Here is a 17,910-nt window from a genome sequence, read left to right as displayed (position 1 = left end):
CGGCAATTAAGGTGGATCCCTGTTGACGAGATGAAGGGGCAGCAGTGAACGACGGCGACGGAACCCTCGCGCCCAAGGCCCAAGGGAGGCAGTTCGGTCCGCTCGGCACGGCCTTGGTGATCATCCCGACCTTCAACGAGGCGGAGAACATCAAGACCATTGTCGGCCGGGTACGCGAGGCCGTTCCCGAGGTGCATGTGCTCATCGCGGACGACAACAGCCCCGATGGCACCGGCAAGCTCGCCGACGAACTGGCCGCCGAGGACGATCATGTGCAGGTGCTGCACCGCAAGGGCAAGGAAGGGCTCGGCGCGGCCTACCTCGCAGGCTTCCGCTGGGGCCTGGAGCACGGGTACGGAGTGCTGGTCGAGATGGACGCCGACGGTTCCCACCAGCCCGAGGAACTGCCCCGGCTGCTCACTGCGCTCAAGGGCGCGGATCTGGTGCTCGGTTCCCGCTGGGTGCCCGGCGGCCGGGTGGTGAACTGGCCCAGGTCCCGCGAGTTCATCTCCCGCGGTGGCAGCCTCTACTCCCGTCTCGCCCTCGACCTGCCGCTGCGTGACATCACCGGCGGCTACCGCGCCTTCCGCCGCGAGACCCTGGAAGGTCTGGGTCTGAGCGAGGTCGCCTCGCAGGGCTACTGCTTCCAGGTCGACCTGGCCCGCCGTGCGATCAAGGCCGGTTACCACATCGTCGAGGTCCCGATCACGTTCGTCGAGCGGGAACTGGGCGACTCCAAGATGAGCAAGGACATCCTGGCCGAGGCTCTGTGGCGGGTCACCGCCTGGGGCATCGGCGACCGGGTCGCCAAGATCACCGGCAGAGGCAAGCAGACGTAAGGTCCGGCCGGGGCCGACCCAGGAGCGGTGGCGCAGCTCCGGCTGATCACCCCCCCCCTTATTTTGCGCTGAGCCGCGCCCAGGCACACTGGAAGCATGACGACTGGCGCTCCGACCTCTCCGTACACCGCCCGGCCCCCGCGTTCCCGGCTGCGCAGGTATCTGCCGTTGGCCGTCGCCGCGTGGTTGGTGCTGGAGATCTGGCTGCTGACCCTGGTCGCCGACGTGGCCGGGGGCCTCACCGTCTTCCTCCTGCTGGTCGCGGGCATCGTGGGCGGCTCCGTGGTCATCAAGCGGGCGGGCCGCCGTGCCTTCCAGAACCTCAACGAGGTGTTGCAGCGAGGCGGTTCGCCTGAGAGCAGCGGAGGCAACGGCCTGGTGATGCTCGGGGGCCTGCTGCTGATGATTCCGGGTCCGATCTCGGACGCGGCGGGTCTGCTCCTGCTCCTCAGGCCGGTTCAGAAGGCGGTCGGCCGCTATGCCGAGCACAGCTTGGACAAGCGGCTGCGCAAGGCCGCTCCCGGCAGCCTGGGTGATGCCTTCCAGCAGGCCCGCATCCACCGGCCTGACGGCAAGGTGGTGCCGGGGGAGGTCATCCGGGATCAGGAGGACAACCCCGGGACGGGGGAGCTGCGACCGCCATGGAACCGTTGAGCGCCCCTCCTGCGGCGCGCTGCGCGCACCTCAATCGAGGACACGACGAACCCGCCGCGTCCAGAGCGCGCGAAGCCGTCGGGTCCGGGGGCGCGAAACTGCAGGTCCAAAGGGTGTGAAGCCTTCAGACCCGAGGCACACGAAACGGCGGGCGCCCTGCGTGGGATTCACGCAGGGCGCCCGCCGTTTCGTCGTATGCGGTGTGACGCGTTACGCGCTCTTGCGGCTGTCGCGAGGGTGAACCGCGATGTTCATCGCCCCCGAGCGCAGAACCGCCAGGCGCTCCTCAAGGACCTCTTCGAGTTCCTCACGGGTGCGCCGCTCCATCAGCATGTCCCAATGGGTACGCGCGGGCTTGGCCTTCTTCTCCTCAGGGCCGTCGCCGTCGACGAGGAGTGCCTGGGCCCCGCAGACCTTGCACTCCCACTCCGGCGGAATCTCCGCCTCGACCGAGAAGGGCATCTCGAAACGGTGCCCCTTCTCGCATGCGTACTCCACGGCCTGGCGCGGGGCCAGGTCGATACCGCGGTCCGTCTCGTAGCTGGTCACCACGAGGCGTGTGCCGCGAAGAGCTCGCTCACTCATGAATCGTGCCTCCCGGGCTTGTCGCCCACAGGACAGGTGTCGCTGTCGTCGTCATCCGGTCAACGTCCGGTCGGCGGTAAAGATTCCCGTTCCGGGTCATGCGTCGCCGTCGTAGCCGCCCCTTGTTTTACCCACAGGCGCCCGGTTTGTCACATCTGCTGGCAGATGTCACCCAGCGTTTCAGCATCTTTGACGCGCAGTAACGGTACGCCTGGCAGGCCAAAGGCGTACACTACCGCCCTTTCGTGTTGAACGCTAAATCTGGGCTAGATCTTTTCCGGAACCGGGTTGCCCGCCTCGCTGATCGCCCGCCGCACCGGGACCCGGGCGAGCAGGGTGAAGCCGATGATGAAGAAGGCCACCAGAGAGATGATCGCCGAGCGATAGCTTCCGGTCACCTGGTACGTCACGCCGAACAGCAGGGGGCCGAGCCAGCTCATCCCGCGATCGCTCAGCTCGTAGGCCGAGAAGTACTCGGCTTCCTTACCGGGTGGCACCAGATGGGAGAACAGCGACCGGGACAGCGCCTGGCTGCCACCGAGTACCAGGCCGATCCCGGAGGCCAGCACGAAGAACCACACCGGTGCCTTCGCGGGCAGGAAGTAGCCGGCCGCCAAGGTGACGGTCCAGGCCACCAGTGAACCCAGGATGGTCCGTTTGGCGCCGTACGTCCGCGCGAGCCGCCCCATCGCCAGTGCGCCCGCCACGGCGAGCACCTGCACCAGCAGCACGGCACCGATCAGCGTCGACTGCCCGAGGCCCAGTTCCTGCGAGCCGTAGATCGAGGCCTGGGAGATCACGGTCTGGATGCCGTCGTTGTACACCAGGTAGGCCAGCAGGAACGCCAGCGTCAGCGGATGCTGCCGCATACCCCGGACGGTCGACACGAGTTGTCTCAGCCCCGGTGCCGTGGCGTCCCCCGCGTGCGTGGGTCGGTCGCGCAGCCTGCGCAGCGGTATCAGCGTGAAGGCGCCCCACCACAGACCCGCCGAGGCCAGGCAGATGCGGACCGCGGCCGTTTCCGACAGGCCGAACGAGTCGTGCGCCGAGTACAGGACCAGATTGGCGACGAGAACCGTGGAGCCCGCCCCGTAGCCGAAGGCCCAGCCGCGGGAGGAGACCGCGTCTCGTTCCTCGGGCGGGGCGATCTGCGGAAGGTAGGAGTTGTAGAGCATCATCCCGACGGACTGCGCCCCGTTGGCCACCACGAGCAGCACCCCGCCGAGCAGATACCGGTCGCCGTCGAGGAAGAACATGCCGGTGGTCGCGGCTGCCCCCGTGTACGCCGCCGCTGCGAGCAGCGGCTTCTTGCGCCCCGTGCGGTCGGCCGCGCTGCCCACCAGAGGCATCACGACCACGGCGAGGATCACCGACAGGGACACCGAGTAGGCGAAGAAGGAACCCGCCCGGACCGGGATGCCCAGCGGATGCACATATCCACTGGGGTCTGCCGCCCGCTCCGCGACCGATGTCAGGTACGGCCCCAGGAACACGGTCAGGACGCTCGTCGAATAGACCGAGCACGCCCAGTCGTAGAAGTACCAGCCGCGCTGCTCGCGTCTGCGACCGACGGTCTCGTCCGCCGTCTGTGTGCGCACGGTGTCGATGTTCACGCGTGCCCTCGCTTCCCCGCCGAAGTGCCGTGCGAAGGCGGGGCACGGCCGGTCCGGGCGGTCAGACCCAGACGCCGCGGTCCTCCATGACCTTGCGCAACGTGTCGATGTGATCGGTCATGATGCCATCAACACCCAGGTCCAGGAGCCGGTGCATGCGGTCGGGTTCGTTGATCGTCCATACGTGCACCTGCAACCCGCGCGCATGAGCGGCGCGGATGAAGCGGTGGTCGACCACCGGGAGGCCCGACTGAGCCTCGGGCACCTGCGCGGCGACCGCGGACCGGCGCACCGCCGCCGGCAGCCCCCAGGAGCGCAACCGCAGGCTGAGTACCCCACGTGTGCCGAACGAGGTGGCCAGACGCGGACCGGCCAGTCGCTGGGCCCGCAGCACCCGCGCTTCCGAGAAGGACCCCACACACACCCGGTCCCAGGCGTTGGTGCGCTCGATCAGTTCCAGCAGGGGCCGCAGCGCGGGCTCCGCCTTCACGTCGACGTTCCAGCGGACCTCGGGGAAGGTCTCCAGTAGCTCCTCGAACAGCGGCACCGGCTCACGGCCGCCCACGCGTGCCTGCCGTATCTCCTGCCACGGCAGCTCCGCGATGCGGCCGGCCCCGTCGGTGACCCGGTCCAGGGTCGTGTCGTGGAAGGCGGCCAGTCGGCCGTCGGCCGTGGCGTGCACGTCGGTCTCGATGTACCGGTAGCCCAGCTCCACGGCGCGCCGGAATTGCGCCGCGGTGTTCTCCAGGCCGTCGGCGGCACCGCCGCGGTGGGCGAAGGCGAGGGGGCCCGGATGGTCGAGGTACGGATGGCGTATGGGCGGTGTCGTGAGGGTCACCGACGCAGTATGACCTGCTCCGGTGTCGTGGAGGCAACGACCGTGCTACCCGCCGGCGCCGCTGGCACGGCGAACATCCGCAGGAACAGTTGCGCCAGTGGGCCGATCGACACGGCGTACAGCACGGTGCCCACCCCGATGGTGCCGCCCAGCGCGAAGCCGGTGACCACCACCGCGACCTCGACCGCCGTTCGCATCAGCCGGATCGAGCGGCCGGTGCGCAGGTGCAGGCCTGTCATCAGTCCGTCCCGCGGACCCGGGCCGAAGCGAGCCGAGATGTACAGGCCGGTCGCCGCGCCGTTCAGCACGATCCCGGCCAGGAGGAGCGGGACGCGTGCGGTCAGGGAACGCACGTCCGGGACCAGCGCGAGGGTGCCATCCATGGCGAGGCCGACGACGAAGACGTTGGAGACGGTTCCAAGTCCGGGACGCTGGCGCAGCGGGATCCACAGCAACAGCACCGTCGCCCCGATGATGATCGAGACCACGCCGATGGTGAGCCCGGTCAGTCTGGCGAGCCCTTGGTGCAGCACGTTCCAGGGCTCAAGGCCTAGGCCCGCCACCACGAGCAACCCGGAACTCGCGCCGTACAGCGCGAGCCCGCCGTAGAGCTGGATCAGCCGTCGTTCAAGACGGTCCCGAGTGGACACGACATACCCCCCTGGGTGGTGGCGGTGGCCTGATGCGTGACACTGTGTGGCTTGGGGTGAAGGGCCATCCAGGGCCAATTCGGGGAAGGTGGACTGATTGTCATGGCGCATTGGACCTCAGCGGTGGGGGCCACGCAGCTCGCCCGGCTGGTGAGCTCCCAGCAGGACCGCCCGGCCGGCCGTGGTACCCGTCGACCGCCCGCCTACCGTGCGCTCGCCGACGGCATCCGGCTGCTGGTCCTCGAAGGCCGTGTCCCGGTGGCCGCTCGCCTGCCCGCCGAACGCGAACTCGCCCTCGCCCTCTCCGTGAGCCGCACCACGGTGGCTGCCGCCTACGAGGCGCTGCGCACCGAGGGCTTCCTGGAGTCCCGGCGCGGTGCGGGCAGCTGGACGGCCGTTCCGGCCGGCAACCCGCTGCCCGCACGTGGGCTGGAACCGCTGCCGCCGGAGGCACTCGGCTCGTTGATCGACCTGGGTTGCGCGGCACTGCCCGCCCCCGAACCCTGGCTCACCCGCGCTGTACAGGGCGCGCTTGAGGAACTGCCGCCGTACGCCCACACGCACGGTGACTACCCGGCCGGCCTGCCCGCCTTGCGCTCGATGATCGCCGAGCGCTACACCGCGCGCGGGATTCCCACCATGCCTGAGCAGATCATGGTGACGACCGGTGCGATGGGTGCCATCGACGCGATCTGCCACCTGTTCGCGGGGCGGGGCGAGCGCATCGCCGTGGAGTCCCCGTCCTACGCCAACATCTTGCAGCTGATGCGGGAGGCGGGCGCCCGGCTCGTGCCCGTCGCGATGGCGGAGGGGCTGTCCGGTTGGGATCTGGACCGCTGGCGCCAGGTCCTGCGCGAGGCCGCACCACGGATCGCCTACGTGGTGGCCGACTTTCACAACCCGACCGGTGCGCTCGCCGACGATGACCAGCGGCGCAGGCTGGTGGACGCGACCCGCTCGGCAGGCACGGTGCTGATCGCCGACGAGACGATGTCGGAACTGTGGCTCGACGACGACTTCCGGGATGGCGGTATGCCCCGCCCGGTGTGCAGCTTCGACCCGGCCGGATCCACGGTGATCACGGTGGGCTCCGCCAGCAAGGCGTTCTGGGCCGGGATGCGGATCGGCTGGGTACGAGCGGCCCCGGACGTCATCCGTAGCCTGGTGGCCGCTCGCGCCTACGCCGACCTGGGCACCCCCGTCCTGGAACAGTTGGCGGTGAACTGGCTCTTCAGCACCGGAGGCTGGGAGCAGGCCGTCGGTCTGCGCCGCGACCAGGCCCGGGAGAACCGGGACGCACTGGTGGCCGCCCTCCGTCGGGAACTGCCCGACTGGGAGTTCGAGGTCCCGCGGGGCGGTCTGACCCTCTGGGTTCGTGCGGGCGGCCTCTCCGGTTCCCGTCTCGCGGAAGCGGGTGAACGGGTCGGTGTCCGTGTTCCCTCCGGTCCCCGCTTCGGCGTCGACGGTGCCTTCGAGGGCTACGTACGCCTTCCGTTCACCGTCGGGGGAGCGGTGGCGGAGGAGGCCGCGGTCCGTCTCGCCGCGGCGGCCCGGCTGGTGGAGACGGGGGCGACGGGTGGCACGGAGGCCCCGCGCACGTTTGTGGCGTGACTGCCCGTGCCCGGGGGAGTCCCGGGCGGCCGTGCCCGCGGGATCTTCGCGCGGGGAGGGGCTGGGTGGTCCCGTCGGGCACGGTAGTCCCCGCTGCCGGGCGCCCCTGATCCGCCCGGCCGAGGCGGGTGCCTCAGGAGCTCTCGACCGGCACGGCCTCCGCGGCCACGGGCGCTGCCTCGACCGCCGGCTTGGTCAGGTCCGCCGGCTCGATCGGCTCGGCCGGCTCCACATCCGCGGGAGCGGTCCGCGGTGGCAGCAACTCCAGTACCGCCTGCCGATCGGTGTCACTCGTGGCGTCGTCGTAAGGATCCGGTGTACGTGGCACCTGCAACCGGTGCACCGGACCGGACCCCAGCCGGGCGAAACCCCGTCCCGGCGGGACATGCGCCAGCGCGGTCGTGTGAGACGGCGTACCCAGTACCGCCTCCACCTGCCGGGGAGCCGCGGGTCCGAGGACGACGCGCGCACGTGTGTGCTGCCGTACCGCGTCGCTCAGTGCCTCCGCGCTGTCGAACTGCTCGGCCACGACCACGGTCACGTGCGCCGCCCGTCCGTGTCGCAATGGCACCTGGAGCAGCGTCTGCGGGTCGTTGCGGCCTTCCGAAGTCGCGAGGAGGGCGAAGACGCTCGGGCGGTCCAGCAGGATCCACAGCGGGCGCCGGGTGTCCGCCGGCGGCGGGTCACCCGCCTGCCGGGCCAGGTTGATCGCGATGAGCCGACGTTCGGTCTCCTGCGCGGCCCACTCCAGACTGGCCAGTGCCCCCGCCAGCGCGCACTCCACGGCCAGTACGCCGTCGCGGCCGGTCAGGCAGGTGAACTCGCCGGTGCCGCCGCCGTCGACGATCAGGACGTCCCCGTACTGCAGGGCCTGCAGGACGATGGAGCGCAGCAGCGTGGAGGTGCCGCTGCCCGGCTGGCCCATGACCAGCAGGTGCGGCTCGGTGGAGCGGATGCCGGTGCGCCAGACGACCGGCGGGACGTCGATCTGTTCCTCCCCGTAGGAGAGGGGAAGCGTGCGCTGGACTTCGCTCGGGTCGGTGAAGCCCAGGACGGTTTCGCCGGGCGCGGTGACGAAGCGCTGCGCGGGGACGTCCGCGGGCAGCGGGGCGAGGGCGGTGACGGTCAGCTGGTTGCCCTCCTCGTCCCAGGCGAAGCGGTACTCGCGGGCCCGCCCGGCCTTTGCGGTGAGGAGCTGCTCGATCCGCGCGCGGGCCTCTGGCTCGCCGTCCGGGTAGTAGGCGGGGTAGCGGATCACGAGGTGACCGACGCGCCCGCCGTCGTCGAACTCGTGCGCGGTGAAGGCTTGCTCCCAGTCCCCGCCGTGTGTGTACAGCGGTGCCGGGTCGTCGGGGCCGCAGAAGTATGGCACCAGGGCCTCGTAGAGCGCCTGGAGTCGTTCGGCCTGGGACTCGTCGGGCCCTTCGGGCGCCGGCGGGGTTCGGTCACGGCCCTGCCAGGCCGCTGCCGCCATCACGGTGATGACGGCGAGTAGCGGCCCGTAGGGCGCCAGTGCCACGACCAGGATCACACAGGCCACCAGGAACAGCAGTGGCCCGCGCTTGTCCTTGGGGGTGTCCGCCCACTTGCGCCGCCCGGCCGAGGCCAGGCGGCGCAGTCCGCGCGTGACGGTGATCAGCGGGTGGAGGACGTCGGTGGCGCTGTCGGCCGCCGTCCGGGCCAGCTCCCGGCTCCGGACGATCTGCGTCCGGGCGATCTGGGCGCTGTCTTTGCTCAGAATGCGGGGGAGGGGGCGCCGGGCCACTGCTGTCTCCTGACGGTGCGTACGGACGGAACGTGCGGGACTGGCGGGATCAGAACTTGATGCCGCCGAGGAGGCTCGCCAGGCTCTCGCCGCCGGCCTTGATGCTCGGGGCGATGGCCGTGCTCGCGAGGTAGAAGCCGAACAGGGCCGAGACGGCGGCGTGCGAGCCCTTGAGTCCGTCCTTGCGGAAGAAGAGGAAGACGATGATGCCGAGCAGGACGACGCCGGACATGGAGAGGATCATTTGAGGCCTCCTGGTGTCGAGGGGGGACAGTCACCATGAGTTCTTCCAGGATCACAGCATGTATCCATACGATTAAAGGTGCAAGTGGGTGAAATTCGGTCGATTTCCCTCACTCGGCGGAGCCTTCTGGCCCGACTGACCAGGCCTATTGGCTCCGGCGGAGGCCGTTGGTGATCTTTACCTCGGGCGCATCGGGTCATGTGCTGCATGAGCCAGTACGCTGGCGATTCACTCGTACGGCCGCGTTCCGCTCACTGCCGTACGCTCCCCGAAGTTCCCGAAGTCCCAGGAGAGGCGGTCCCGCCGATGAGTGAAGCCCCCGACCCCGAGGTCGTGGAGCTGGCGACCAAGATCTTCGATCTGGCCCGGCAGGGGCAGACCGAGGCGCTCGTGGCGTACATCGACGCGGGTGTTCCGGCCGACCTCACCAACGACCGCGGTGACTCCCTCGTGATGCTCGCCGCCTACCACGGCCACGCCGACGCGGTGCGCGCGCTCCTCGCCCGCGGGGCGGCGGCGGACCGGGTCAACGATCGGGGCCAGACCCCGCTCGCCGGGGCCGCCTTCAAGGGCGAGACGGACGTCATCAAGGTTCTCCTGGAGGGCGGAGCCGATCCTTCGGCGGGTACGCCGTCGGCCGTGGACACGGCCCGGATGTTCAGCCGGACGGAACTCTTGGAACTGTTCGGCGTGAACTGATGCGAACGTCCTGACCAGCTACGACACGGAAAACGGGGGAGGCGGTAAAGGGCCGCCGGAAATACGGTCGCGGCAGCACACACCGCGGGTCATCATGACGTCGTGATTCACGGACGCGATGGCTGGGCAGGTGTTGCCGCACCGCGCGGACCGTGATGCGGTCCGCATGGGCCACTGACGAGAGGCAGAGAAAGATGGGCTACAGCAAGCAAGAGACGGCGGGCGCTCCGACGTTGTGTCACGCGGCCAGGTAGTGCGTGTTCCCCGGTTGTGATGACGCTTGATGTGAGGCTGTTTCCCATGTTCGATCCGGTCATAGCGCCCAGCGGTACCCTGCTCGGGCTGCTCCAGCGCGGCCGTGGCGACGGCACGCTGCATGCGCTCACCGCCCCACGCGGCGAGGCGCTCGCAGCCCTGAACCACTGTGTACTGCGTGACCCCCGCCAGGACTGGCAGGTGGAGAACCGCTCCCTCTACTACGCCCGGCTCTACCTCGACCTCAACGGCGAGCTCGACGCCGTCGAAGCGCACCTCTTCGGCCCGCAGGACCTGCTCGACACCGACGAGTCCCGCACCGGGCTCGCCCTGGCCGTACTCGGCCACCTGGCTTCCTACGGCAGGCGGGACGCCCTCACGCTGCTACGCAGGTACGCGGCACACGGCTCCAACTGGGCCTGGGCCCTGGACGAGCTGGCCCTGCGCGACGATGACGCCGGCCTGAGCGCCCTCGCCGCCCCCGTCCTGGCCCGCTTCGCCACCGATCCGGCGGGCGAGGCCGAGCTGGCCGCGGCCGTACGCGACGCCTTCGAACCGCGCCCTTGGCGGCTGTGGGCCGAGGACCCGCGCGAGTCGGTTGCCACGCGGGTGCGTGCCGCCCAGGAGGCCGGCTGTTTCGACCGCTGGCAGCGCCAACTGCGGCCCACCGGTCCACGCCCCGGATGGAGTGTGCGTGCCGTCTTCGAGTGGGCCCAGCAGGGCATGGAGCGCGGCGCCGCCCTCCACGTACCTGCCGCCCGGTGCCTGGTCGCGGTGGCCGGCCCCGAGGACCGGCCGGAGATCGTCGAGGCAGCGAGGAACGGCGCCGACGGAGCGCGTTGTACCGCTCTGCGCTACCTCGCCGACACCGACGCCCCCGACGTCCTCGACCTGATTGGGGCCGCGGTCGCGGACGGAACGCCAGCGGTCGTGGAGGCGGCCGTGGACGCCTTCGAACGGATGCGCAGCGTCGCCGCCGTCAACCGCGCGCGAGGCTGGGCCCAACGCCCCGATGCGCTCGGCGCCGCCGCCTGTCGTGTGCTCGCTTGCCGGGGCGGCACGCGGGACAGTGCCCTGGTCCTCGCTGCCCTCCGAGAGGCCGTGCGCGGCGAGGGCCCCGACGCGCCCACACTGTGGAGCCTGGTCGACGGCGCCGGACGCCTCGGCATCACCTGTGCGGCCCCCGTGTTGCGCCACGTCTACCGGGAGACGGCCTCCTCCCACCTCCGCGGCCGTGCCGCCCGTGCCCTGGCCGCCACCGACCCGTCCTTCGGCACCGGCTTCGCCGTCGAATGCCTGTGGGACTGCGAGGAGACCACGCGTGAACTCGCCGCCCGGCACGCCGAGACCGGCGACGCCCGGGTCGTGGAACGGCTCCGCCGCCTTGCCGCCGACCCGGCGGAGGAGGCCGAGGTCCAGACCGCGGTGCGCAGCCGCTTCGGGCCGGACACCGCCGTCGGCTGACCACCGCACCCCATCGAGTGCCCGTCCGCGCGTGCATGACTCATCACTCATCGGGGTACACGCCCCGCTTGTGCGCCCGGCTGGCTTGCGCATCTGGCCCGGGCGCGTATCCGCGCGCCGTGTGAACGCCCGGTGACGCGCAGGTCAGACCGCCATGACGGCCATCTGACCTGCGCGGAGGCACAGCCCAACGCTCATGGGACGTTCCCCGCGCGGAAAGATCCAAGTTGACACGGCCACGTCCAGCACGGCGACAACACCCCTATGCGTGTCGTCATCGTGACCGAATCCTTTCCCCCCGATGTGAACGGCGTGGCCCACTGCGCGCTCCAGACCGCCCAGCATCTCGTAGACCGCGGTCACCACCCGCTGGTCGTCGCTCCGGCACCACCCCCCGGCAGCGGACCGAACCCTCACGTCCCGTGCCGGGTCGTCCGCATCCCCTCCCTCCCCCTCCCCGGCTACCCCCAGGTCCGCGTGGCCCTCCCCAGCCGGCGTCTGGCCGCGGCCCTCGCCGAACACCGCGCTGAGGTCGTCCACCTGGCCAGCCCCTTCGTCCTCGGCGTCCGGGGCATGGCCGCCGCCGCCCGCCTCGGCATCCCCGCAGTCGCCGTCTACCAGACCGACCTGGCGGGGTACGCCCGCACCTACATGGGTGCGGGGGAAACGGCCGCCTGGCGGCGCATCCGCTCCGTGCACGCCGCCGCCGCCCGCACCCTGGCCCCGTCCAGCGCCGCCCGTGACGACCTGGAGGCCCACGGCGTCCCCCGGGTGCGGCTGTGGCCGCGCGGGGTGGACACCGTCCGTTTCCGGCCAGAGCACCGTGATGAGGTCCTGCGTCGCGGACTCGCCCCGAACGGCGAGCTGATCGTCGGCTACGTCGGCAGGCTCGCCCCCGAGAAGCACGTCGAGCTCCTGGCCGGCGTCTGCGCTCTGACGGGCGTGCGGGTGGTCGTCGTCGGGGACGGCCCCAGCCGGGACCACCTGGCGCAGGCCCTGCCCGGTGCCGTCTTCCTCGGCCGGCGCACCGGCGACGACCTTGCGAGGATCTTCGCCTCACTGGACCTGTTCGTGCACACCGGCCCCTTCGAGACGTTCTGCCAGACCGTCCAGGAAGCCATGGCCAGCGGTGTCCCGGTCATTGCGCCCGCCGCCGGCGGCCCCCTGGATCTGGTCGCTGACGGCCGCACCGGCCTCCTCGTCCCCCCGTGCGACGCCGGAGCCGTACAGGAGGCCGTCGGTTCCCTGGTCACCGATCCCGCCCGGCGCACCGCGTTCGGAGCCACCGCCCGCAGGATGGTCGAAGACCGTACCTGGGCCTCCGTCGGCGACCAGCTGATCGACCACTACAACGATGTCCTCGCGGAACGCAAGACGGTGGTGGCCGCATGACCGGCCAGTCCTTGCGGATCGTCAGGCTGGCCAACTTCGTCGCCCCCGCCTCCGGCGGCCTGCGCACCGCCCTGCGCGAACTGGGCAAGGGTCTTCGGACGGCGGGCCACGAACCGGTCCTCATCGTGCCCGGCGAGCGGTACACGGATCGCGACACGGAGCAGGGGCGGGTCATCACCCTGCCCGGCCCGGTGCTGCCCGGCACCGGTGGCTACCGCGTTCTGGCGGGCAGGCGGCGGGTGGCCGCCCTCCTGGAGGAGCTGGCCCCGGACCGCCTGGAGGTGTCCGACCGCACCACCCTGCGCTGGACCGGCCGCTGGGCCCGCCGCGCCCGTGTGCCCGCCGTGATGGTCTCCCACGAGACCGCCGACGGCGTGCTGCGTACCTGGGGCATGTCCGAGAACCTCTCCCGCAGGACGGCCGACGCACTGAACACCCGCACCGCACACGTCTACTCGCGCGTGGTGTGCACCACGGAATTCGCCGAACGCGAGTTCGTGCGCATCGGCGCGCGCAACGTCGTACGCGCCCCCCTCGGCGTCGACCTCATGGAACGGCATCCCGTACTGCGGGACCCAGGGCTGCGCGCCCGGTACGCGCGCACGACCGATGCCCTGCTCGTGATGTGCTCCCGCCTGTCCGTGGAGAAGCGACCCGGCGTGGCCCTGGACGCCCTGGAGGCCCTGCTCCGGCGCGGCCGGCGGGTGGTGCTGGCGGTGGCCGGGGACGGACCACTGCGGATCCGGCTGGAGCAGCGGGCGCGGGCGCGCGGGCTTCCCGCGCACTTCCTGGGGCACGTCGCCGACCGGGCGGTCCTCGGCGCGCTCCAGGCGACCGGGGACGTCTGTCTTGCACCCGGGCCCGCCGAGACCTTCGGGCTGGCGGCCCTGGAGGCCATGGCGTGCGGCACTCCGGTGGTGGCGAGCGCGTCGTCCGCGCTGCCGGAGGTCATCGGTTCCGCCGGGGCGACGGCGGCCGGTCACGGTGAGGCGTTCGCGGACGCGGTGGACCTGCTCCTGGCACGCGGCGAGGCCGAGCGCCGCGAGGCAGCACGCGCGCGTGCGGAGTGTTTCGGCTGGGGAGCGGCGGTGGAGGCCTTCCTGGCGGCCCACGACGCGGAAGTGCTCCGAAAGGCGGACCGCCCTCGCGTCGTGCCAGGGGGTGCGGCATGAGTCCCGTCCGATTCGCCGCTCTCGGAGACTCGCTGACCGAGGGCGTGGGCGATCCCGCCGGCGGCGGATGGCGGGGTTGGGCCGCGCTGCTGGCCGCCTCGCTCACCGAGGACGCCGGGAACGTGCGGTTCACCAACCTGGCGGTCAGCGGGGCCCAGACCCGAGACGTGCTGGAACGGCAGACCCCGGCCGCCCTCGAACTGCGCCCCGACCTGGTGTCCGTGGTCGTCGGTGTCAACGACACGCTGCGCCGCAGCTTCGACATCCACGCCGTGGCCGTCCACCTCGACCGGGTCTGTGCGACCCTCACCGGCCAGGGCGCCACCCTGCTCACCGCCTGCCTGCCCGACCCCGGCACGATGCTGGGTCTGCCGGGTGCCCTCGCCCGCCCACTGGCCCGCCGGCAGCGGGCGGTCAACACCGTCGTGCACGCGCTGTCCGAGCGGTACGGAGCCGTCCACCTCCACGCGGCGGACGGTGACTGGACCACCGACCGGACCCTGTGGAGTGTGGACCGGCTGCACCCCGGCGAGCGCGGCCACCGGCAGCTCGCCATCCGCTTCCACACCCTGCTCACCGAGGTGGGCCGGGCGACGGGGGAGCCGCCGTCGCCCGAGCCTGAGTTCCCCGTGCCGAGCCGGACGGCGAGCCTGTGGTGGCTGGCCACAGCGGGCACCGGTTGGGTGGTCCGGCGGTGCGGGGACCTGCTGCCGCAACTGCTGCGCCTGGCCGCCGACGAACTCGGCCACCGCGCCCGGGGCACCAGCGCCCGCCTCGACCTGCACGCGTCGGCGGCGGTGGCCGCTGCCCTCGCGGACCTGCCCGGGAGCACCCCCGGACACGCCGGGACTCAGCGGCGCCGCACCGGGAGGAACCGGACTGGGGCGCCCGGTACCGCCTGTGCCGCCGCCGGGAGGTCGGTGGCCCGGACCACCGCGACCACCGGGTAGCCCCCGGTGGTCGGATGGTCCGCCAGGAACACCACCGGCCGTCCGTCCGGCGGTACCTGGACCGCACCGAGCACCACGCCCTCACTGGGGAGTTCACCAGGCCGGGCTCGCTCCAGCGCGGGCCCCTCGGTACGCAGGCCGATGTGGTTGCTCGCCGCGGAGACCCGGTACGCGTGGGTGAGGAGGTTCCGGACCGCCCGGGCCGTGAACCAGTCGTCGCGGGGCCCCGGTGTCACCCGCAGCACGAGCTCGATCGGTGGGCCCGGCTGCGGGGCACCGGCCACGCGGGCGGGCGGTGGGCCCGGGGTGCCGAGCGGCAGGAGCGTGCCGTCGTTGAGCGGCGGCGGCCCCAGACCGGACAGCAGGTCGGTGGCGCGGCTGCCGAGGCCCGGCTCCGTGGCGATGCCGCCGGAGACGGCCACGTAGCTGCGCACGCCCGCCGTGGCCGCGCCCACCTCCAGCCGCACACCGGCCGGCACCGCGACCGGGGCGCCCGCAACCGCCGGATCCTGCGGTGCCTGCGGGCCGGAGGCGCGCGCGAGGCGGAACGGCTGCTGACCGGGTACCTCGCGGACTCGCTGGAACGGATGGTCGAGGTGTACCGGCGCCAGGCCGGCGACGGCGGCCGGATCGGGACCTGAGGCCGTCTTGCGTTCCTGTGACGCTCGTCGCCTCATGCGTCGTTTGGGTTGATGTCAGACCGAGGACCTAGTCTGTGCACCGTGACTTCGCCTGCATCGACGGACAGTGTTCCGCCCCAGCTCAGCGCGGGGCCGCGCCCGGCTCCGGGGCCGGCCGCCGACGAGGGGCTGGCGCGTCGGCTGCGCGCGCTCGCCTGCACCGCGCCGCTGCACGATCTCGACGCACGCAAGGCCAACTTGGCCGGCGAGTACTCGGTGTACGGGATGGCCGAGGTGGCGCTGGCCGCCATCGACCTCGTCACCCTCAACATGGACTTCGACACCGGGGCCGACCACGAGCAGATCGTGGTTCGGCTGGTCCCGCGCATCGCGGCCCAGGCCCCGCACCGGCCCGCCACCGAGCACGAGCGCGTGGCCCGTTGGGTCGTGGAGAACCTGATCAACGTCGGCAGCGCAGACCGCGGCTTCCGGGCGGTGTACGGCACCTTCGCACCAGACGGCACGTACGTCCGGCGTGACTACGACTTCAAGTTGATCGAAGAGGTCCCCGGTCCCGGCGGCACCGTCTACCTGCGGGCCACCGACGAGGCGGTCAACGTCCTCGTCGGCGCCCTCGACACCGATGTCACCAGCGCCCAGATCGCCGCCGAGGTCAAGCTGGAGGTGCTGATCAACCGGGGCCGCCTCGCCGACGCCCAGCTCGCCGCCGAGCAGGCCCGGTACCGCACCGTGCAGTACTCCGAGACGCTGCGGCGCACCCTGGAGGCCACCCGGCGTAACGTCCGCGCGGTCGACTGGCTCAACGCCGTGCCCGACATGATCACCGAGGCGCTGGACCACGTGGCCGAGCGCTATCGCCACGAGAACGCCATCCTCACCAACATCCGCAAGGCCCGCGACGAGGCCGAGGAGCCCGAGCACAAGCGCCGCGCCGCCGAACTGGTCGACATCGTCAAGGACTGCATCCGGCGCCACACCCAGCTCCAGTCGCGTCTGTTGGAGGCCGGCCCGCTGTTCCGCGCCGAACAGGACCGGCAAGCCTTTGCCACGCACGCCACGACGTCCGGAATGGACCTGTACGGCCACCTAGTCGCCCCCGTCCTGCCGCTGCCCGTGGAGCAGGCGGTGAAGGTCACGGACGCCTTCTTCGCCGGCGGCACGGGACTGCGGACGCCGGTGTCCGTAAGGGTGGCGGATCTCGTCGACATCCTGCTGACGCCGCCCGTGGAGCGCGAGCACCTCGGTGCGGAGATGCCCGAGCCGGACCTGATCGCGACCCCGGACGACAGCCGGTTCAGCGAGGAGCAACTGGCCGCAGCGACGGAACTGCTGGACCTCCCGGCGGACGCGCCACGCAGGCTGTCCGGGCTGCTGGCCGAGGCCAGGCGCACGGGCGGCCCGGATCTGGCCTACCTGGTCGCCCTGCTGGCCGTCCACGCGGCCAGCCCGCCCGTGGGCACCGCCTACCGGCAGGGGGAGGAGACGCTGCTGTTCGCCGTGGACGACGGGACCGAATTGGCCGACCCCGAGTTCGGCGGGGCCGACCTGATAGTGGGGACCGCCCTGCTGGACGCGGCGGGGATGGCGGCCGACAGGACCGAAGCAGCATGAGCGAGCAAGAGCGCGACAAGGAGCCCAAACCGTGACCGAGCACGTCGACTGGAGTGAGCCCGAGCCTGCCGCCGCGCCGGCGGGCTCCGCCGTCACCCCCGCCGACGCCGCCGACGCGGCGCGGCTCGTCGCCTTCGGGCTGCAGCCCAAACTGCAGCCCGCCCGTGACCAGGAGTACATGGAGCTGCTGCGCCGCCACCGCGAAGATCCGGCGTTCGCCCGGCTCGCGGACGCCGTCGCCGCCGGCCTGGGGCTCGTGGTGCTGGAGGTGTCCCCCCGCGCGGGGATGGCCGTGACGGCCGCCGAGGACTCGCTGTTCGCCGTCCGCATGGGCGACTACGCGCGTCGCACCGCCGCGGACTCGGCCGACCGCTTCCTGCACGGACTCGCCCATCTCGCCGCCGCCGCCCTGGCGTTCCCGCGCCCGGAGGACCTGGCCGACGACACCTACATCGGCCGGGTCACGGTCAACGGTGTCGACGCCTTCGTCCGGCAGGCCTGCCGCCGGCTTGAGGAGCGCGCCGAGGAGCAGGGGCAGAACACCGATCCGGCCACCGACGCGCCCGGACTGGAGGCCGCCTGGCGGATCTGGGCCCGGCGCAGCGCCACCGGCGCCACCAAGGACGCCCGCCGCCCAGCCGCCTCCACGACCGGCATCGTGGCCAAGGCCCTGGCCTTCCTCACCGACTCCGGATTCCTGCAACGCACCGGAGACGACAACGGCGGCACCTACCGCACCACGGCCCGCTACCAACTCCAGGTCCGTGACACGGCCAGCAGCGCTGCCATGGCGGAACTGCTGGAACTGGGCGTCGTCCCGGTGACCGGCGGCACGGCCACCTTGCTGCCCGCCGAGGACACCGACGAACTGGATCTGGTGGCCGACGCAGGGCTGCCGTTCCACACCTCCTCGCACTCCTGAAACCC

General features: G+C 71.7%; 17 protein-coding genes. 10 read left to right on the top strand and 7 right to left on the bottom strand.

All coding sequences use genetic code 11. From position 1 onward, the window contains the following. Positions 1–44 precede the first annotated feature (44 nt). Both LK06_RS03855 and fxsA read left to right on the top strand, forming a co-directional pair. Complete coding sequence (locus LK06_RS03855; protein ID WP_043434094.1) at positions 45–839, top strand: polyprenol monophosphomannose synthase; 795 nt, start codon at positions 45–47, stop codon at positions 837–839. A gap of 96 nt (positions 840–935) precedes the next feature. After that, a complete protein-coding gene (fxsA, locus tag LK06_RS03850) occupies positions 936–1,493 on the top strand; it encodes an FxsA family membrane protein (protein WP_039649098.1) in 558 nt (185 codons plus the stop codon). A 210-nt stretch (positions 1,494–1,703) separates the two neighbouring features. On the opposite strand, the gene LK06_RS03845 is transcribed toward fxsA, so the two are convergent. The 4 genes from LK06_RS03845 to yczE all read right to left on the bottom strand — a co-directional run bounded on the left by LK06_RS03845 (position 1,704) and on the right by yczE (position 5,179). Further along, positions 1,704–2,078: an RNA polymerase-binding protein RbpA gene (locus LK06_RS03845; protein ID WP_003977404.1), complete on the bottom strand. Its 375-nt coding sequence runs from the start codon at positions 2,076–2,078 to the stop codon at positions 1,704–1,706. Between the two features lie 266 nt (positions 2,079–2,344). Then, entirely contained in the window at positions 2,345–3,691 is a 1,347-nt protein-coding gene (locus tag LK06_RS03840; RefSeq protein WP_039656919.1) for an MFS transporter, read from the bottom strand. Positions 3,692–3,752: 61 nt separating this feature from the next. Then, entirely contained in the window at positions 3,753–4,529 is a 777-nt protein-coding gene (locus LK06_RS03835) for a glycerophosphodiester phosphodiesterase family protein (protein WP_039656920.1), read from the bottom strand. After that, entirely contained in the window at positions 4,526–5,179 is a 654-nt protein-coding gene (yczE, locus tag LK06_RS03830) for a membrane protein YczE (RefSeq protein WP_039656921.1), read from the bottom strand. Before yczE ends, LK06_RS03835 begins: the two co-directional genes overlap by 4 nt. Positions 5,180–5,281: 102 nt before the next feature. Here yczE and LK06_RS03825 point away from each other — a divergent pair, with 102 nt between their 5' ends. Next, positions 5,282–6,790 carry an SCO1417 family PLP biosynthesis transcription factor gene (locus LK06_RS03825; protein WP_043433983.1) on the top strand — a complete coding sequence of 503 codons (1,509 nt, stop codon included), beginning with the start codon at positions 5,282–5,284 and terminating at the stop codon, positions 6,788–6,790. Between the two features lie 133 nt (positions 6,791–6,923). Here the strand turns inward: LK06_RS03825 and LK06_RS03820 are convergent, their stop codons facing one another. Beyond that, the gene (locus LK06_RS03820; protein WP_039656924.1) at positions 6,924–8,555 is read right to left on the bottom strand and encodes a P-loop NTPase family protein; all 1,632 of its coding nucleotides are present in this window, start codon (positions 8,553–8,555) and stop codon (positions 6,924–6,926) included. Positions 8,556–8,604: 49 nt separating this feature from the next. Further along, positions 8,605–8,799 (bottom strand): hypothetical protein, encoded by a 195-nt coding sequence (locus tag LK06_RS03815; RefSeq protein WP_039656925.1) that lies wholly within the window; start codon positions 8,797–8,799, stop codon positions 8,605–8,607. A gap of 306 nt (positions 8,800–9,105) precedes the next feature. On the opposite strand from LK06_RS03815, the gene LK06_RS03810 reads away from it, so the two are divergent. From LK06_RS03810 to LK06_RS03790, 5 genes are all read left to right on the top strand, one after another. Next, positions 9,106–9,498, top strand: coding sequence for an ankyrin repeat domain-containing protein (locus tag LK06_RS03810; protein WP_039656926.1), 393 nt, complete (start codon positions 9,106–9,108; stop codon positions 9,496–9,498). A 300-nt stretch (positions 9,499–9,798) separates the two neighbouring features. After that, entirely contained in the window at positions 9,799–11,217 is a 1,419-nt protein-coding gene (locus tag LK06_RS03805; protein WP_039656927.1) for a hypothetical protein, read from the top strand. Between the two features lie 264 nt (positions 11,218–11,481). After that, positions 11,482–12,609: a glycosyltransferase family 4 protein gene (locus tag LK06_RS03800; RefSeq protein ID WP_039656928.1), complete on the top strand. Its 1,128-nt coding sequence runs from the start codon at positions 11,482–11,484 to the stop codon at positions 12,607–12,609. Next, entirely contained in the window at positions 12,606–13,781 is a 1,176-nt protein-coding gene (locus LK06_RS03795) for a glycosyltransferase (RefSeq protein WP_039656930.1), read from the top strand. The genes LK06_RS03800 and LK06_RS03795 overlap by 4 nt, the downstream gene beginning before the upstream one ends. After that, positions 13,778–14,731, top strand: a complete 954-nt coding sequence (locus LK06_RS03790; RefSeq protein ID WP_078858928.1) for an SGNH/GDSL hydrolase family protein — start codon at positions 13,778–13,780, stop codon at positions 14,729–14,731. Before LK06_RS03795 ends, LK06_RS03790 begins: the two co-directional genes overlap by 4 nt. Here the strand turns inward: LK06_RS03790 and LK06_RS03785 are convergent. Then, positions 14,632–15,408, bottom strand: a complete 777-nt coding sequence (locus tag LK06_RS03785; RefSeq protein ID WP_086083067.1) for a 5-oxoprolinase subunit C family protein — start codon at positions 15,406–15,408, stop codon at positions 14,632–14,634. The genes LK06_RS03790 and LK06_RS03785 overlap by 100 nt on opposite strands. A 45-nt stretch (positions 15,409–15,453) precedes the next feature. On the opposite strand from LK06_RS03785, the gene LK06_RS03780 reads away from it, so the two are divergent. Both LK06_RS03780 and LK06_RS03775 read left to right on the top strand, forming a co-directional pair. Continuing rightward, on the top strand, positions 15,454–16,983 hold the full coding sequence (locus tag LK06_RS03780) for a hypothetical protein (RefSeq protein ID WP_043404780.1): 1,530 nt from the start codon (positions 15,454–15,456) through the stop codon (positions 16,981–16,983). A 31-nt stretch (positions 16,984–17,014) separates the two neighbouring features. Next, positions 17,015–17,905 (top strand): hypothetical protein, encoded by an 891-nt coding sequence (locus LK06_RS03775; RefSeq protein WP_043404782.1) that lies wholly within the window; start codon positions 17,015–17,017, stop codon positions 17,903–17,905. The last annotated feature ends 5 nt before the right edge of the window (positions 17,906–17,910 follow it).

Origin of the sequence: Streptomyces pluripotens, from assembly GCF_000802245.2 — a bacterium.
Classification (GTDB): Bacteria; Actinomycetota; Actinomycetes; order Streptomycetales; family Streptomycetaceae; genus Streptomyces; species Streptomyces pluripotens.
The sequence above is the reverse complement of the archived record's forward strand: the minus strand, read 5'-3'. Positions and strand labels throughout refer to the sequence as shown.

Excerpts from the sequence above, each read along its gene's own strand:
- fxsA (WP_039649098.1), top strand. The coding sequence starts at position 936 with ATGACGACTGGCGCTCCGACCTCTCCGTACACCGCCCGGCCCCCGCGT.
- LK06_RS03845 (WP_003977404.1), bottom strand. The coding sequence starts at position 2,078 with ATGAGTGAGCGAGCTCTTCGCGGCACACGCCTCGTGGTGACCAGCTAC.
- LK06_RS03825 (WP_043433983.1), top strand. The coding sequence starts at position 5,282 with ATGGCGCATTGGACCTCAGCGGTGGGGGCCACGCAGCTCGCCCGGCTG.
- LK06_RS03815 (WP_039656925.1), bottom strand. The coding sequence starts at position 8,799 with ATGATCCTCTCCATGTCCGGCGTCGTCCTGCTCGGCATCATCGTCTTC.
- LK06_RS03810 (WP_039656926.1), top strand. The coding sequence starts at position 9,106 with ATGAGTGAAGCCCCCGACCCCGAGGTCGTGGAGCTGGCGACCAAGATC.
- LK06_RS03805 (WP_039656927.1), top strand. The coding sequence starts at position 9,799 with ATGTTCGATCCGGTCATAGCGCCCAGCGGTACCCTGCTCGGGCTGCTC.
- LK06_RS03800 (WP_039656928.1), top strand. The coding sequence starts at position 11,482 with ATGCGTGTCGTCATCGTGACCGAATCCTTTCCCCCCGATGTGAACGGC.
- LK06_RS03795 (WP_039656930.1), top strand. The coding sequence starts at position 12,606 with ATGACCGGCCAGTCCTTGCGGATCGTCAGGCTGGCCAACTTCGTCGCC.
- LK06_RS03790 (WP_078858928.1), top strand. The coding sequence starts at position 13,778 with ATGAGTCCCGTCCGATTCGCCGCTCTCGGAGACTCGCTGACCGAGGGC.
- LK06_RS03785 (WP_086083067.1), bottom strand. The coding sequence starts at position 15,408 with ATGAGGCGACGAGCGTCACAGGAACGCAAGACGGCCTCAGGTCCCGAT.